This is a genomic window from Pseudomonas sp. D47, from assembly GCF_045447305.1.
Lineage (GTDB): Bacteria > Pseudomonadota > Gammaproteobacteria > Pseudomonadales > Pseudomonadaceae > Aquipseudomonas.
This window is the reverse complement of record NZ_JBJGXU010000006.1, coordinates 22,793-36,312: the sequence shown is the minus strand read 5'-3', so window position 1 is coordinate 36,312 and position 13,520 is coordinate 22,793. Positions and strand designations below refer to the sequence as shown.

Here is a 13,520-nt window from a genome sequence, read left to right as displayed (position 1 = left end):
ATGCCTGCCCCATGAACGCCGCAAAACGCCTGGAAATTTTCCGCAGGTTTCACGAAGACAATCCAGAACCCAAGACCGAGCTGGCTTACTCCTCGCCGTTCGAGTTGCTGATTGCGGTGATTCTGTCGGCCCAATCCACGGACGTTGGCGTCAACAAGGCCACGGCCAAACTGTATCCAGTAGCCAATACGCCAGAGGCCATCTATGCCTTGGGCGTGGCCGGGTTGTCCGAATACATCAAGACCATCGGTCTGTACAACAGCAAGGCCAAGAATGTCATCGAGACCTGCCGCCTGCTCGTGGAGTTGCACGGCAGCGAGGTGCCACAAACCCGCGAAGCCCTGGAAGCCCTCCCCGGCGTAGGCCGTAAAACCGCTAACGTGGTGCTCAACACCGCGTTTCGGCAGCTGACCATGGCGGTGGACACGCATATTTTCCGCGTCAGCAACCGAACCGGTATTGCTCGCGGCAAAAACGTGGTGGAGGTGGAAAAGCAGCTGATGAAATTCGTGCCCAAGCCGTATTTGCTCGATTCCCACCATTGGCTGATTCTTCACGGGCGCTACGTTTGCCAGGCGCGCAAACCTCGCTGCGGGAGCTGCCGCATCGAAGACCTGTGCGAATACAAGGACAAGACATCCGACGATTGAGGGTTCATTGGTTTTCTCGATCAGTCGATTGAAAAAATCTTTTTTACCCTTTCATGGATTATCGTTATAAGGAGCGCCAACGGCAGTCTTAGCCTGGAGTTAACCTTATGAGCACTGGCAAAGAACAACTGGATGTAGAAGACGACCTCGTTGAAGCGGATGACGACGGGGAAGCCCCCGTTGTAGAGGTGGCCAAGACCAATTTAAGCAAACGCCGCACCATCGATAACCTTCTGGAAGAGCGACGCTTGCAAAAACAGCTGGCCGATTACGACTTCGATCTCTGATCGAGCCGTTGGCGACCGGAAGCCTCCCTGACGGAGGCTTTTTTTTGCCGGTTGTACGAGTTCGTCTGGGACGACGCCCTCCTTATACGAGGCCGTTGCGCTGGGCCAGCTCGATAAGATCCACGAGCGAACGTGCATTGAGCTTGAGTAGCAGACGCGTCTTATAGGTACTGACCGTCTTGTTGCTCAGGAACATGCCGTCGGCGATCTCCTTGTTGGTTTTGCCACGCGCCAATTGCTGCAACACCATCATCTCTCGACCCGACAAGCGCTCGACCATATCCGCTTCACTGGCGTTACCCATGGTGGAGCGCACGGAGTTGAGTGCCTGGTTAGGGAAATAGCTGTAGCCGGAGAGCACCGCCTTGATGGCGCTCAACAACTCAGTCAGGTCCTGCTGCTTGCACACGTACCCAGCCGCCCCCGCTTGCATGCAGCGCATGGAAAAATGCCCGGGCGCCTGCGACGTCAGCACCAACACCTTGACAGGCGTGGCCTGCTTGGTAGAGGCCAGGCGGCAAATAACTTCCAGGCCATCGAGTTTGGGGATACCGATATCCAGTATGACAATATCAGGCACATGCTCGCGCGCAAGTTGCAACGCATCGACGCCGTTATCAGTCTCGGCAACGACTTCATAACCATGACGCTCCATTAGCATGCGCACAGCAAGACGAATGACGGGATGATCATCCACGATCAGCACTTTATTCATGAGAAAGTCCAATTTCGCTGTTCGAATTATTTAGAGTAAGCACAATAGCCTAGTCGTTTCCTAGTTGGCATACCGTTCCACCCCAAGCAACAGCAAGCAGAGACCCAACCCACAACGATATAGGAATTGGCCTACAAAAAAACACTAACTCAGACGTGTCCGCTTTTACGGAGACTTTCAGACCTTTCCGGCGGCATACATATTCTGAGTGAAATATCCGCAGCCGTTGAGACGCAAGGTAAACGTAACGCACATGACTTTCAGGAAATACCCATTGCGTGCCGCTGCCAGGCGAATGAACAGGTGAGAAAACTCCTACTCTTTTAGTTCCATCCAACATATTTTCTAACATCCTTAATTCCTACAGAATTTTCATCATCTTGCATACCATTCTCAGGTACATAGTGAATCTTCTGTAAGACATAGTTCCTATGTCAGGTGTTAAAAATTCATTCATGCACGTAAAACAAAATTCCAAAACAAAAATACAATCCAATAACTTCCAATCTGAACTCCGATAAACATTTGCCAAACAACTTTTAAACACTGCGTTGTAGTGCGGCTAGCGCGTTGAATATGCAGGCAAAAAAAATGGCCCCTTAAACAAGGGGCCACTTTTTACAACGAGAGGTCACTCAGAACAGCTTACGACCCTTGTTGGCAGCGATGCGCATACGCAAGGCATTCAACTTGATGAAGCCTGCTGCGTCCGCCTGATTGTAAGCGCCGCCATCTTCTTCGAAGGTGGCGATGTTGGCGTCGAACAGCGACTCATCGGACTTGCGACCGGTAACGATCACGTTACCCTTGTACAGTTTCAGGCGCACAACGCCGTTCACGTGGGCCTGGGAGGCATCGATCATCTGTTGCAGCATCAGACGCTCAGGGCTCCACCAGTAGCCGGTGTAGATCAGGCTGGCGTACTTAGGCATCAGCTCGTCTTTGAGGTGAGCCACTTCGCGGTCCAGGGTGATGGACTCGATGGCGCGGTGAGCGCGCAGCATGATGGTGCCGCCCGGGGTTTCGTAGCAGCCACGGGACTTCATGCCCACGTAACGGTTCTCAACGATGTCGAGACGGCCGATACCGTGTTCACCACCGATGCGGTTCAGGGTCGCCAGCACGGTGGCCGGGGTCATTTCGACGCCGTCCAGCGCGACGATGTCGCCGTTGCGGTAGGTCAGTTCCAGGTACTGTGGTTTGTCGGGCGCGTTCTCCGGGGAGACGGTCCATTTCCACATGTCTTCTTCGTGCTCGGTCCAGGTGTCTTCCAGCACGCCGCCTTCATAGGAGATGTGCAGCAAGTTGGCGTCCATCGAGTACGGGGACTTCTTCTTGCCGTGACGCTCGATCGGGATTGCGTGCTTTTCAGCGTAATCCATCAGCTTTTCACGGGACAGCAGGTCCCATTCGCGCCAAGGGGCAATCACTTTCACGCCGGGTTTGAGTGCGTAGGCACCCAGCTCGAAACGCACCTGGTCGTTACCCTTGCCGGTAGCGCCATGGGAAATGGCGTCGGCGCCGGTTTCGTTGGCGATTTCGATCAAGCGTTTGGCGATCAGCGGACGCGCGATGGAAGTACCCAGCAGGTACTCGCCTTCGTAGACGGTGTTGGCGCGAAACATCGGGAAGACGAAATCGCGGACGAATTCTTCGCGCAGGTCGTCAATGTAGATCTCTTTCACGCCCATGGCTTGCGCCTTGGCACGTGCAGGTTCGACCTCTTCGCCCTGACCCAGGTCAGCGGTGAAGGTCACCACTTCACAATTATAAGTATCCTGCAGCCACTTGAGGATCACCGAAGTGTCCAGGCCGCCGGAATACGCGAGAACGACCTTGTTTACGTCGGCCATGCCATCACTCCACGGGGTTGTACGGAAAGCCGTCGATTCTACCGACCAAAACCGTGAATTTACAGAGGCGCGACAGCAAATGAAGATAAAGCGACAGATTATGTCGAACGGGCGACCGATGGTCGCACCTTATGGCTGCACTTTATGACGTGTGTGCGGGGTTACTCGGGCCCGTGGCCTGCGGCGCCGGTTTCTCGGGGGCTGCCACGCGTTCGAGCTGAATATTCACGCGACGGTTGCGCGCGCGGTTGGCGGCATTGGTGTTGGGCGCCAGTGGGTAACTTTCACCGTGGAACCGCATCGTGATCTGCGATTCCTGGATGCCGTTGGCCTTGAAGTAGTCCATGACCGCCAGCGCACGACGCCTTGAAACATCACGGTTAGTCAGGCGGTTGCCGCTGTTGTCCGAATGGCCATTCAACTCGACGTGGTTGACCGTGGGGTCGGCTTTCATGAACGCAAGAATCACGTCCAGCTTCTTTTTGGCGGCCGCGTCCAGCTCAATTCCACCGCCGGGGAAGCCGACTTCGGTCTGCTTGACCTGATCGTAATTCATCGGCAACAGCTTGGTGGTACACACTTGATAGTCGTTGTAAGCCTTGTTGAATTTTACCGGCAACAGACGGATTTCCGAGTAGCCGCCTTCACGCCCGTAATGCCGCACGGTGGGGCTGCGCCCTTCCAGCAACCCCGTGAACAACCGCCCGGCCTGGGCCTGGGAGCTGTTGAAGAGTACATCGCCACTGCCGGCACGCACGGCGCCGAGGTTGATATCACCGCGGCCCGGCTGCCAGGGCGCAGCGGCAGCCAATAAGGTTGCCGAGCCCGCGCCCAGGGAGCCGTTGTAGGCTTTCAGGCGAAAGGTCGCCTGCTCGCCGGCCCGACGCACGAACTCACCCGAGCCGAAATCGGTGATCGGCTGGGTCAGGCGGCACTCGAATTGGTCACCTTCCACCTTCCACTCAATGTTCTCCAGGCGTGTCTGGAATGTGAGTGCCATCGCAGGCAGGCTGGCGAACACACTGAGCAGGGCTAGATAATGCTGGCGCACGGGCGGCTCCACTGGTTTCTACAACACTTCAAAGCGTCATACGTCGTTAAGGCATACCCAGGGATATCGGACACCTGCTGCAAAACTTGATAGCGAGTGCCTGCAAGAGTCTTTTCCGGTAGCATTCCCACCAGATTGACCCGCCTGGAATCCCCAATGTCCGACCGCCTGACCCTGCTGCGTCCCGACGACTGGCATATTCATCTTCGCGATGGTGCTGCGTTACCCCAAACCGTGGCCGATGTAGCGCGCACGTTTGGCCGCGCGATTATCATGCCTAACCTGGTACCTCCGGTGCGTAATGCCGCTGAGGCCGACGCCTATCGCCAGCGCATCCTCGCTGCACGGCCGGCCGGCAGCCGCTTCGAACCGTTGATGGTGCTCTACCTCACCGACCGCACCCAGCCTGAAGAAATTCGCCAGGCCAAGGCCACCGGTTTCGTGCACGCCGCCAAGCTGTACCCGGCGGGCGCGACCACCAACTCCGACTCCGGCGTGACCAGTATCGACAAGATCCTGCCGGCGATCGAAGCCATGGCTGAAGTCGGCATGCCGCTGCTGATCCACGGGGAAGTCACCCGTGGCGATGTGGACGTGTTTGATCGCGAAAAAATCTTCATCGACGAGCACATGCGCCGTGTGGTCGAACTGTTCCCGACGCTCAAAGTGGTGTTCGAACACATCACCACCGCTGACGCCGTGCAGTTTGTCACCGAGGCTTCGGCCAACGTCGGTGCGACCATCACCGCGCATCATTTGCTCTACAACCGCAACCACATGCTGGTGGGCGGGATTCGGCCGCACTTCTATTGCCTGCCGATCCTCAAGCGCAACACCCACCAAGTGGCCTTGCTGGATGCCGCCACCAGCGGCAGCCCGAAATTCTTCCTCGGCACCGATTCCGCGCCCCACGCCCAACACGCCAAAGAAGCCGCGTGTGGCTGTGCCGGTTGCTACACCGCTTATGCGGCGATCGAGCTGTACGCCGAAGCGTTCGAGGCGCGCAATGCCCTGGACAAACTCGAAGGCTTCGCCAGCCTCAATGGCCCGCGTTTCTACGGCCTGCCGGCGAATACCGACCGCATTACCCTGGTTCGTGAAGACTGGACCGCCCCTGCCAGCCTGCCGTTTGGCGAGCTGACTGTTATCCCGCTGCGCGCCGGTGAAACACTGCGCTGGCGCCTGCTGGAGGAAAGCAAGTGAGTGAAGACCATTACGATGACGAACACGAGCACAGTGGTGGCGGTTCCCGTCACCCAATGGCCGAGCGGTTTCGCGGCTATCTGCCGGTTGTCATCGACGTAGAAACCGGTGGTTTCAACTGCGCCACCGACGCCTTGCTGGAAATTGCCGCGACCACCATCGGCATGGATGAACAGGGTTTTGTGTTCCCGGAGCACACCCACTTCTTCCGCGTCGAGCCGTTTGAAGGCGCGAACATCGAAGCAGCCGCTTTGGAATTCACCGGTATCAAGCTCGATCACCCGCTGCGTATGGCGGTGAGTGAAGAAGCGGCGCTGACCGATATCTTCCGTGGCGTGCGCAAGGCGTTGAAGGCCAATGGCTGCAAACGCGCGATCCTGGTCGGCCACAACAGCAGCTTCGACCTGGGCTTCCTGAATGCCGCCGTGACGCGGCTAGACATGAAGCGTAACCCGTTTCACCCGTTCTCCAGCTTCGACACGGCGACCCTCGCAGGCTTGGCGTATGGCCAGACCGTGTTGGCGAAAGCCTGCCAGGCCGCCGGTATCGACTTTGACGGCCGTGAGGCTCACTCGGCTCGCTACGACACCGAGAAGACTGCCGAGCTGTTCTGCGGCATCGTCAACCGGTGGAAGCAGATGGGCGGCTGGGAAGATTTCAACGACTGAGGTCTGGGCAGGCTTTGTGGTGAGCCCGCTCGCCACAGGGTTTTATCCCACGCATAAAAAAACCGGCCATCTCAGGCCGGTTTTTTTTGCTTCGAACGTGGCTTACAGCTTGCCAGCGTTCTCGGTCAGGTAAGCCGCAACGCCTTCTGGCGAAGCGTTCATGCCTTTGTCGCCTTTTTTCCAGTTGGCAGGGCAGACTTCGCCGTGCTCTTCGTGGAATTGCAGGGCGTCAACCAGACGGATCAGCTCTTCCATGTTACGGCCCAGCGGCAGGTCGTTGATGATCTGCGAGCGCACAACGCCCTTGTCGTCGATCAGGAACGCGCCACGGAAGGCCACGCCGCCTTCGGACTCAACGTCGTAGGCCTTGGCGATGTCGTGCTTCATGTCGGCAGCCATGGTGTATTTGACTTTGCCGATGCCGCCATCATTGATGGCGGTGTTGCGCCAGGCGTTGTGGGTGAAATGGGAGTCGATAGAAACGGCTACCACTTCAACGTTGCGCGCCTTGAAATCGTCCATGCGGTGGTCCAGAGCGATCAGCTCCGAAGGGCAGACGAAGGTGAAGTCCAGCGGGTAGAAAAACACCAGGCCGTATTTGCCTTTGATGGCTTCAGACAGTTTGAAGCTGTCTACGATTTCGCCATTGCCAAGGACAGCTGGTACGTCGAAATCCGGGGCTTGTTTGCCGACGAGTACGCTCATTGGTTATCTCCTGATGTAGGGGTGACGATTGAAGTAAAAGGACCGGCCCAAGTCTGGCGCAGATAAGCGACAGCCCTGTGACGCAGTCACGCTTCGTGAAGACCGACCATCATACACTGAAAAAACCGTTCGTCAGCGCGCCGGCAGCACCCAGCAATACCCTACGAATCTACTTTGACAATCATTCTCGTTAACATTAAGATCCATCGCACTTAAGCCTTAAACCCGCGATGGTTCTCCCTTATGTATGTCTGCCTCTGCACTGGCGTCACCGACGGACAAATCCGCGAAGCAATCTATGAAGGTTGCTGCAGCTACAAGGAAGTACGTGAAACCACCGGCGTTGCCAGCCAGTGTGGTAAATGTGCTTGCCTCGCCAAGCAAGTGGTACGGGAAACCCTGACGCAGCTGCAAACAGCCCAGTCCGCGCTCCCCTACTCAGCAGAATTTACGCACGCTTAAATAGGCGTGTTTTGAAGAACCGGACTTAGCGTCCGGTTTTTTTATGCCTGCAATTCAATTAGTTAGCGCCAAGACGCGGAACACAAACATTCTTATTCCGATTAATTTTCATTTATTATTCAATAACTTAGGTTTGACACTAGCGTTTTCGCCGCTCAAACTCCGCCCTATACACAGCTATTACAGGGCAGGACCCCAGTCATGAAAGGCGACATCTCAGTCATCCAGCAACTCAACAAAATCCTTGCCAATGAACTGGTCGCGATCAATCAGTACTTTCTGCATGCACGCATGTATGACGATTGGGGCCTGGAAAAGCTCGGTAAGCGTGAGTACAAAGAATCGATCAAGGCGATGAAGGACGCAGACGCGCTGATCAAGCGCATCCTGTTCCTGGAAGGCCTGCCGAACGTGCAGGACCTGGGCAAGCTGAACATCGGCGAGCACACCCAGGAAATGATCAGCAGCGACCTGAAGTTCGAACAGAAGAGCCACAGCGACCTCAAGGCCGCCATTGCTCACTGCGAAACCAAGGGCGACTTCGGCAGCCGTGAACTGCTCGAAGATATCCTGGAAGACCAAGAAGAACACATCGACTGGCTGGAAACCCAGCTGGGCCTGATCGACAAAGTCAGCCTGGAAAACTACCTGCAATCGCAGATGGGTGAATAACCCGTAGTTCTACCGGGTACAAAAAAGCCCCGCTCTCTTTCGAGAAGCGGGGCTTTTTATTGCAGGCCGACTCTACACAGGATCAAGCGTCAGTCTTAGCTGCCGCGTTTACCGCTGCTTCTTTGATCAACGCTTGCAACGAACCATCCGCAGCCATCTCAGTGATGATGTCGCTGCCGCCGACCAGCTCACCCGCTACCCACAGTTGTGGGAAGGTTGGCCAGTTGGCGTACTTCGGCAGGTTGGCGCGGATTTCAGGGTTTTGCAGGATATCCACGTAAGCGAACTTCTCGCCACACGCCATGATGGCCTGGGAAGCCTTCGCGGAGAAACCGCACTGAGGAGCGTTTGGCGCGCCCTTCATGTAAAGCAGAATGGTGTTGTTGGCAATCTGCTCTTTGATCGTTTCGATGATATCCATGGAACACCTCGGCTGGAACTTTGCGACTCATAGGTCGGCACGGTGGCGCATTGTAACGCAAAATTCCAGCCCGGTGGTCGGGCTCCTTAGGCAGCGGCTACCTGCACCGGCACGCCGTTCAACGCGGCGTTGCCGGATAACTCGTCCAACTGCCGCTCGTCGGTGAGGTCATTGGCACTCGCCCCCGGCTGCCCGCTGGCAATCGTCATCTGCACGCCCGGGCGCCCGTGGCCCCAGCCATGGGGCAGGCTGACCACGCCGCGCATCATGTCCAGGCTGGCCACCACTTCCACTTCGATCATGCCGATGCGCGAGCTCACGCGCACGCGCTGCCCATCACTCAACTGCCGGCTGGCCAGGTCATCGGGGTGCATATGCAACTGATGGCGCGGCTTGCCCTTCACCAGGCGGTGATAGTTATGCATCCACGAGTTGTTGCTGCGCACATGGCGGCGGCCGATCAGCAGCAGCTCATCCACCTCCGGCCCAGGTTGCGAGGCGAAGCGCGCCAAGTCAGCGAGTATGACTGCCGGCGCCGCCTGCACCTGGCCGCTGACGGTTTTCATGCGCGCGGCAAGGTTGGGCTTAAGCGGGCCCAAGTCCACGCCATGGGGATGATCCGCCAGCATTGCCACCGACAATTTGTGATCAGAGGCATCACCGTAAGCCCCCGCGCGCAACCCGAAGTCGATCATCTGCGCCGGTGCCATGGTCGGTTTAAGCGCCACGCCCGTCTGCGCCGCAAAGGCCTTGGCCAGGCCGACAAAGATCTCCCAGTCGTGCAGCGCGCCCGCAGGCTTAGGCAGGATCGCGCGGTTGAAGCGGGTGACGTTACGCACGGCGAACATATTGAAGGTGGTGTCGTAGTGGTCGTTTTCCAGCGCCGACGTGGACGGCAGGATCAGGTCGGCGTAGCGCGTGGTCTCGTTGATATAGAGGTCGATGCTGACCATGAACTCCAATCCGTCCAAGGCTTGTTCCAACTGCCGACCATTAGGCGTCGACAACACCGGGTTGCCGGCCACAGTCACCAAGGCGCGGATCTGCCCTTCGCCTTCGGTGAGCATTTCTTCCGCCAAGGCTGACACCGGCAACTCGCCGCCATATTCCGGGCGCCCGGACACACGACTCTGCCAGCGATTGAAATGCCCGCCTCCGGTGGAGGCCACCAGATCCACCGCCGGGCTGGTGCACAGTGCACCGCCCACTCGGTCGAGGTTACCCGTCACCAGGTTGATCAGTTGCACCAGCCAATGACACAAGGTGCCAAACGCCTGGGTCGATACGCCCATGCGCCCGTAACACACGGCCTTGTCCGCCGCAGCAAAGTCCCGCGCCAACTGGCGGATCTGCTCGGCAGGCACTGCACATTGGCGGCTCATGGCCTCGGCGGTGAACCCGGCGATCGCGCGGCGCACGTCCTCAAGGCCTTCAACCGGCAAATGGCTCTCACGCGTCAGGTTCTCGGTAAACAAGGTGTTGAGCAGCCCGAACAGCAGCGCCGCATCGCCACCGGGCCGCACGAACAGATGCTGATCAGCTATCGCCGCCGTTTCGCTGCGCCGTGGATCGACCACCACCACTTTGCCGCCCCGCGCCTGGATGGCCTTGAGGCGCTTCTCCACATCGGGCACGGTCATGATGCTGCCGTTGGACGCCAGCGGGTTGCCGCCCAGGATCAGCATGAAGTCGGTGTGATCGATATCCGGGATCGGCAGCAACAGGCCGTGGCCGTACATCAAGTGGCTGGTGAGGTGATGGGGCAACTGGTCCACCGAGGTCGCGGAAAACCGATTGCGCGTCTTGAGCTGGCCAAGGAAGTAATTGCTGTGGGTCATCAGCCCATAGTTGTGCACACTGGGATTGCCTTGGTACACCGCCACCGCGTTTTGCCCATGGCGGGCCTGAATGCCCGCCAGCCGCTCGGCGACCAGCGTGAAAGCCTCATCCCACGGGATCGGCTGCCATTCACTGCCCACCCGCAACATGGGCTGGTGCAAGCGGTCCGGGTCATTCTGGATATCCTGCAGCGCCACGGCCTTGGGGCAGATGTGCCCACGGCTGAAGGTATCCAGTGGGTCGCCCTTGATCGAGGTGATCGCCAGGCTGCCGTCGTCGGCCTGGGTGGTTTCCAGGGTCAGGCCGCAGATGGCTTCACACAGATGGCAGGCACGGTGGTGGAGAGTCTTGGTCATGGCCAGTCTCTTTATTGGGCTTGGGCATCACTATGGGCCGCGACCGGTGCGGGTGCCAGCAACGTCAGTGCTGTGAATCGACAAGCATCAGGCCAGGACATGGCTAAGCGTGAGCAAATGTTTCAGAAACCTTCGAACAGCCGCTGAAACCGACGTAGCCTGGCCTGAGCCCGCCTCCACAGATTGCAAAAGGTCTCGGCGCCAGTGTACAAATGGGCCGCTGCTGTCAGGAATCAGTCTTCAAAAGCGCTCTCGCGCCCTGCATGAACACCCTTAAAAACCGTAGCCCTATTGGTAAGACGCGACATTTAATTATAAGATCGCGCCTTCCCCTATTTCGTCGCCCCGTGCGGCTTTCGCCGCAGGTCTCGCCCGTTGTCACAATAAACAAGGCTTTGAGTATCTGCGGTCTGTTGCAAAAAGGTAGTTAATGATGAGCGCAAGGCACTTTCTCTCCCTGATGGATTGCACGCCCGAAGAGCTGGTCAGCGTGATCCGTCGAGGCATTGAGCTTAAAGACCTGCGTAACCGCGGCGTACTGTTTGAGCCTTTGAAAAACCGTGTACTCGGGATGATTTTCGAGAAGTCGTCGACGCGCACCCGCGTGTCGTTCGAAGCCGGCATGATCCAGCTGGGTGGCCAAGCCATCTTCCTGTCCTCGCGCGACACCCAACTGGGTCGTGGCGAGCCGATCGCAGACAGCGCCCGCGTAATGTCGCGCATGCTCGATGCGGTCATGATCCGTACCTTTGCCCACAGCACCGTGACCGAATTTTCCGAGAACTCCCGGGTTCCGGTGATCAACGGCCTGTCCGATGACCTGCACCCCTGCCAGTTGCTGGCCGACATGCAAACCTTTCTTGAGCACCGTGGCTCGATCCAAGGCAAGACCGTGGCCTGGATCGGCGACGGCAACAACATGTGCAACAGCTATATAGAAGCGGCGATCCAGTTCGACTTCCACCTGCGCGTTGCGTGCCCGGAAGGCTACGAGCCTGATGCGCGCTTCCTGGAACAGGCCGGCGACCGAGTCACCGTGGTGCGCGACCCGCGTGACGCGGTGGTCGGCGCGCACCTGGTGAGCACCGACGTCTGGACCTCCATGGGCCAGGAAGAAGAAACCGCCAAGCGCCTGGCCTTGTTCGCGCCATTCCAAGTGACCCGCGCCCTGCTCGACCTGGCCGCGCCGGACGTGCTGTTCATGCACTGCCTGCCTGCCCACCGTGGCGAGGAAATCAGCCTCGACCTGCTCGACGATGAGCGCTCGGTGGCCTGGGACCAAGCCGAAAACCGCCTGCACGCGCAAAAGGCACTGCTCGAATTCCTCGTCCCGCCGTCGTACCACCACGCATGAGCCAGCCATTACTGCTGAACCTGCGCAATCTGGCATGCGGCTATCAAGATCAACGCGTGGTGCAGAACCTCAACCTGCACCTCAACGCTGGCGACATCGGCTGCCTGCTCGGCTCCTCAGGTTGCGGTAAAACCACCACTTTGCGCGCGATTGCCGGGTTTGAACCGGTGCACGAAGGTGAAATCAGCCTGGCCGGGGAAGTGATCTCCAGCGCTGGGTTCACGCTCGCGCCGGAGAAACGCCGGATCGGCATGGTATTCCAGGACTACGCGCTGTTCCCACACCTGAGCGTGGCCGACAACATCGCTTTCGGCATTCGCAAGCACCCGCAAAAAGACCGCGTGGTCGCCGAATTGCTGGAGTTGGTCAACCTGAAGAACCTGGGCAAGCGTTTCCCCCACGAGCTTTCCGGTGGTCAGCAACAACGCGTCGCCCTCGCCCGCGCCCTGGCGCCGGAACCGCAACTGTTGTTGCTGGATGAGCCGTTCTCCAACCTCGACGGTGAACTGCGCCGCAAACTCAGCCACGAGGTGCGCGACATTCTCAAGGCGCGCGGCACCAGTGCGATTCTGGTCACCCACGACCAGGAAGAAGCCTTCGCTGTGAGTGACCACGTAGGGGTGTTCAAAGAAGGCCGTCTTGAGCAATGGGACACGCCCTACAACCTCTATCACGAACCGCAAACGCCGTACGTCGCCAGCTTTATCGGCCAGGGTTATTTCATCCGTGGCCAACTGAGTTCGCCGGAGTCGGTCAGCACCGAACTGGGCGACCTGCGCGGCAATCGTGCCTACACCTGGCCCACCGGTGGCGCGGTGGATGTGCTGCTGCGCCCGGATGACATCGTGTATGCGCCGGACAGCGCACTGAAAGCGCGGATCGTCGGCAAGACCTTCCTCGGCGCCTCGACCTTGTACCGCCTGCAACTGCCGACCGGTGCACAGCTGGAGTCGATTTTCCCCAGCCATGCTGATCATCAGGTCGGTGCCGATGTGGGGATTCGTGTGGCGGCTGAACACTTGGTGTTGTTTCAGGCCTCGGGCAGCGTTGCGGCGCAGGTTTCTAAATCCGACTCCGGCGTACGCCGTTACAGCCCCGCTAGCTGAGTCACTGACGAAACCAGATCAAAATGTGGGAGCGGGCTTGCTCGCGAATGCGGGTCAGCCAGCTCATGTGTAACTGCCCCACCGCCTTCGCGAGCAAGCCCGCTCCCACAATATTGACCGAGTTTAGCTGCCAGCACCGTGGCGCTCTGTTTTTCTGTGGGAGCTGGCTTGCCTGCGA

At 58.3% G+C, this 13,520-nt stretch carries 14 protein-coding genes; 8 read left to right on the top strand and 6 right to left on the bottom strand.

Annotation, left to right across the window (positions count from 1 at the left end; genetic code table 11):
- The first annotated feature begins 11 nt into the window (after window positions 1–11).
- Window positions 12–650: an endonuclease III gene (gene nth / locus ACI77I_RS06630; RefSeq protein ID WP_094952850.1), complete on the top strand. Its 639-nt coding sequence runs from the start codon at window positions 12–14 to the stop codon at window positions 648–650.
- A 107-nt stretch (window positions 651–757) separates the two neighbouring features.
- Window positions 758–937: a PA3496 family putative envelope integrity protein gene (locus ACI77I_RS06625; protein ID WP_263274608.1), complete on the top strand. Its 180-nt coding sequence runs from the start codon at window positions 758–760 to the stop codon at window positions 935–937.
- An 82-nt stretch (window positions 938–1,019) separates the two neighbouring features.
- On the opposite strand, the gene ACI77I_RS06620 is transcribed toward ACI77I_RS06625, so the two are convergent.
- The 3 genes from ACI77I_RS06620 to ACI77I_RS06610 all read right to left on the bottom strand — a co-directional run bounded on the left by ACI77I_RS06620 (window position 1,020) and on the right by ACI77I_RS06610 (window position 4,556).
- Window positions 1,020–1,652, bottom strand: a complete 633-nt coding sequence (locus ACI77I_RS06620; RefSeq protein WP_094952849.1) for a response regulator transcription factor — start codon at window positions 1,650–1,652, stop codon at window positions 1,020–1,022.
- Between the two features lie 635 nt (window positions 1,653–2,287).
- Window positions 2,288–3,505 carry an argininosuccinate synthase gene (locus ACI77I_RS06615; RefSeq protein ID WP_017738284.1) on the bottom strand — a complete coding sequence of 406 codons (1,218 nt, stop codon included), beginning with the start codon at window positions 3,503–3,505 and terminating at the stop codon, window positions 2,288–2,290.
- A gap of 142 nt (window positions 3,506–3,647) precedes the next feature.
- On the bottom strand, window positions 3,648–4,556 hold the full coding sequence (locus tag ACI77I_RS06610) for a flagellar protein MotY (RefSeq protein ID WP_406997161.1): 909 nt from the start codon (window positions 4,554–4,556) through the stop codon (window positions 3,648–3,650).
- Window positions 4,557–4,712: 156 nt separating this feature from the next.
- On the opposite strand from ACI77I_RS06610, the gene pyrC reads away from it, so the two are divergent.
- A complete protein-coding gene (gene pyrC / locus ACI77I_RS06605) occupies window positions 4,713–5,759 on the top strand; it encodes a dihydroorotase (RefSeq protein ID WP_094952847.1) in 1,047 nt (348 codons plus the stop codon).
- Complete coding sequence (gene rnt, locus ACI77I_RS06600) at window positions 5,756–6,427, top strand: ribonuclease T (protein ID WP_017137041.1); 672 nt, start codon at window positions 5,756–5,758, stop codon at window positions 6,425–6,427. Before pyrC ends, rnt begins: the two co-directional genes overlap by 4 nt.
- A 102-nt stretch (window positions 6,428–6,529) precedes the next feature.
- Here the strand turns inward: rnt and ACI77I_RS06595 are convergent, their stop codons facing one another.
- Window positions 6,530–7,132, bottom strand: coding sequence for a peroxiredoxin (locus ACI77I_RS06595; RefSeq protein ID WP_003172097.1), 603 nt, complete (start codon window positions 7,130–7,132; stop codon window positions 6,530–6,532).
- A 243-nt stretch (window positions 7,133–7,375) separates the two neighbouring features.
- Here ACI77I_RS06595 and ACI77I_RS06590 point away from each other — a divergent pair, with 243 nt between their 5' ends.
- On the top strand, window positions 7,376–7,594 hold the full coding sequence (locus ACI77I_RS06590) for a bacterioferritin-associated ferredoxin (protein WP_078047118.1): 219 nt from the start codon (window positions 7,376–7,378) through the stop codon (window positions 7,592–7,594).
- A gap of 201 nt (window positions 7,595–7,795) precedes the next feature.
- Entirely contained in the window at window positions 7,796–8,266 is a 471-nt protein-coding gene (gene bfr / locus ACI77I_RS06585; protein WP_017738288.1) for a bacterioferritin, read from the top strand.
- Between the two features lie 82 nt (window positions 8,267–8,348).
- Here bfr and grxD read toward each other — a convergent pair whose 3' ends face one another.
- Both grxD and ACI77I_RS06575 read right to left on the bottom strand, forming a co-directional pair.
- Window positions 8,349–8,687 (bottom strand): Grx4 family monothiol glutaredoxin, encoded by a 339-nt coding sequence (grxD, locus tag ACI77I_RS06580; RefSeq protein WP_058421605.1) that lies wholly within the window; start codon window positions 8,685–8,687, stop codon window positions 8,349–8,351.
- Between the two features lie 86 nt (window positions 8,688–8,773).
- On the bottom strand, window positions 8,774–10,882 hold the full coding sequence (locus ACI77I_RS06575) for a molybdopterin oxidoreductase family protein (protein ID WP_094952846.1): 2,109 nt from the start codon (window positions 10,880–10,882) through the stop codon (window positions 8,774–8,776).
- Between the two features lie 433 nt (window positions 10,883–11,315).
- Between ACI77I_RS06575 and argF the strand changes: the two genes are divergently transcribed.
- Together argF and ACI77I_RS06565 are read left to right on the top strand one after the other, a co-directional pair.
- A complete protein-coding gene (gene argF, locus ACI77I_RS06570; RefSeq protein WP_406997160.1) occupies window positions 11,316–12,236 on the top strand; it encodes an ornithine carbamoyltransferase in 921 nt (306 codons plus the stop codon).
- Window positions 12,233–13,342 (top strand): ABC transporter ATP-binding protein, encoded by a 1,110-nt coding sequence (locus ACI77I_RS06565; protein WP_094952844.1) that lies wholly within the window; start codon window positions 12,233–12,235, stop codon window positions 13,340–13,342. Before argF ends, ACI77I_RS06565 begins: the two co-directional genes overlap by 4 nt.
- Window positions 13,343–13,520: the final 178 nt, after the last annotated feature.

Bases quoted from the DNA above. Each gene is read 5' to 3' on its own strand.
- nth (WP_094952850.1), top strand. From the start codon at position 12: ATGAACGCCGCAAAACGCCTGGAAATTTTCCGCAGGTTTCACGAAGAC.
- ACI77I_RS06625 (WP_263274608.1), top strand. From the start codon at position 758: ATGAGCACTGGCAAAGAACAACTGGATGTAGAAGACGACCTCGTTGAA.
- ACI77I_RS06620 (WP_094952849.1), bottom strand. From the start codon at position 1,652: ATGAATAAAGTGCTGATCGTGGATGATCATCCCGTCATTCGTCTTGCT.
- ACI77I_RS06615 (WP_017738284.1), bottom strand. From the start codon at position 3,505: ATGGCCGACGTAAACAAGGTCGTTCTCGCGTATTCCGGCGGCCTGGAC.
- pyrC (WP_094952847.1), top strand. From the start codon at position 4,713: ATGTCCGACCGCCTGACCCTGCTGCGTCCCGACGACTGGCATATTCAT.
- ACI77I_RS06595 (WP_003172097.1), bottom strand. From the start codon at position 7,132: ATGAGCGTACTCGTCGGCAAACAAGCCCCGGATTTCGACGTACCAGCT.
- ACI77I_RS06590 (WP_078047118.1), top strand. From the start codon at position 7,376: ATGTATGTCTGCCTCTGCACTGGCGTCACCGACGGACAAATCCGCGAA.
- bfr (WP_017738288.1), top strand. From the start codon at position 7,796: ATGAAAGGCGACATCTCAGTCATCCAGCAACTCAACAAAATCCTTGCC.
- grxD (WP_058421605.1), bottom strand. From the start codon at position 8,687: ATGGATATCATCGAAACGATCAAAGAGCAGATTGCCAACAACACCATT.
- ACI77I_RS06575 (WP_094952846.1), bottom strand. From the start codon at position 10,882: ATGACCAAGACTCTCCACCACCGTGCCTGCCATCTGTGTGAAGCCATC.
- argF (WP_406997160.1), top strand. From the start codon at position 11,316: ATGAGCGCAAGGCACTTTCTCTCCCTGATGGATTGCACGCCCGAAGAG.
- ACI77I_RS06565 (WP_094952844.1), top strand. From the start codon at position 12,233: ATGAGCCAGCCATTACTGCTGAACCTGCGCAATCTGGCATGCGGCTAT.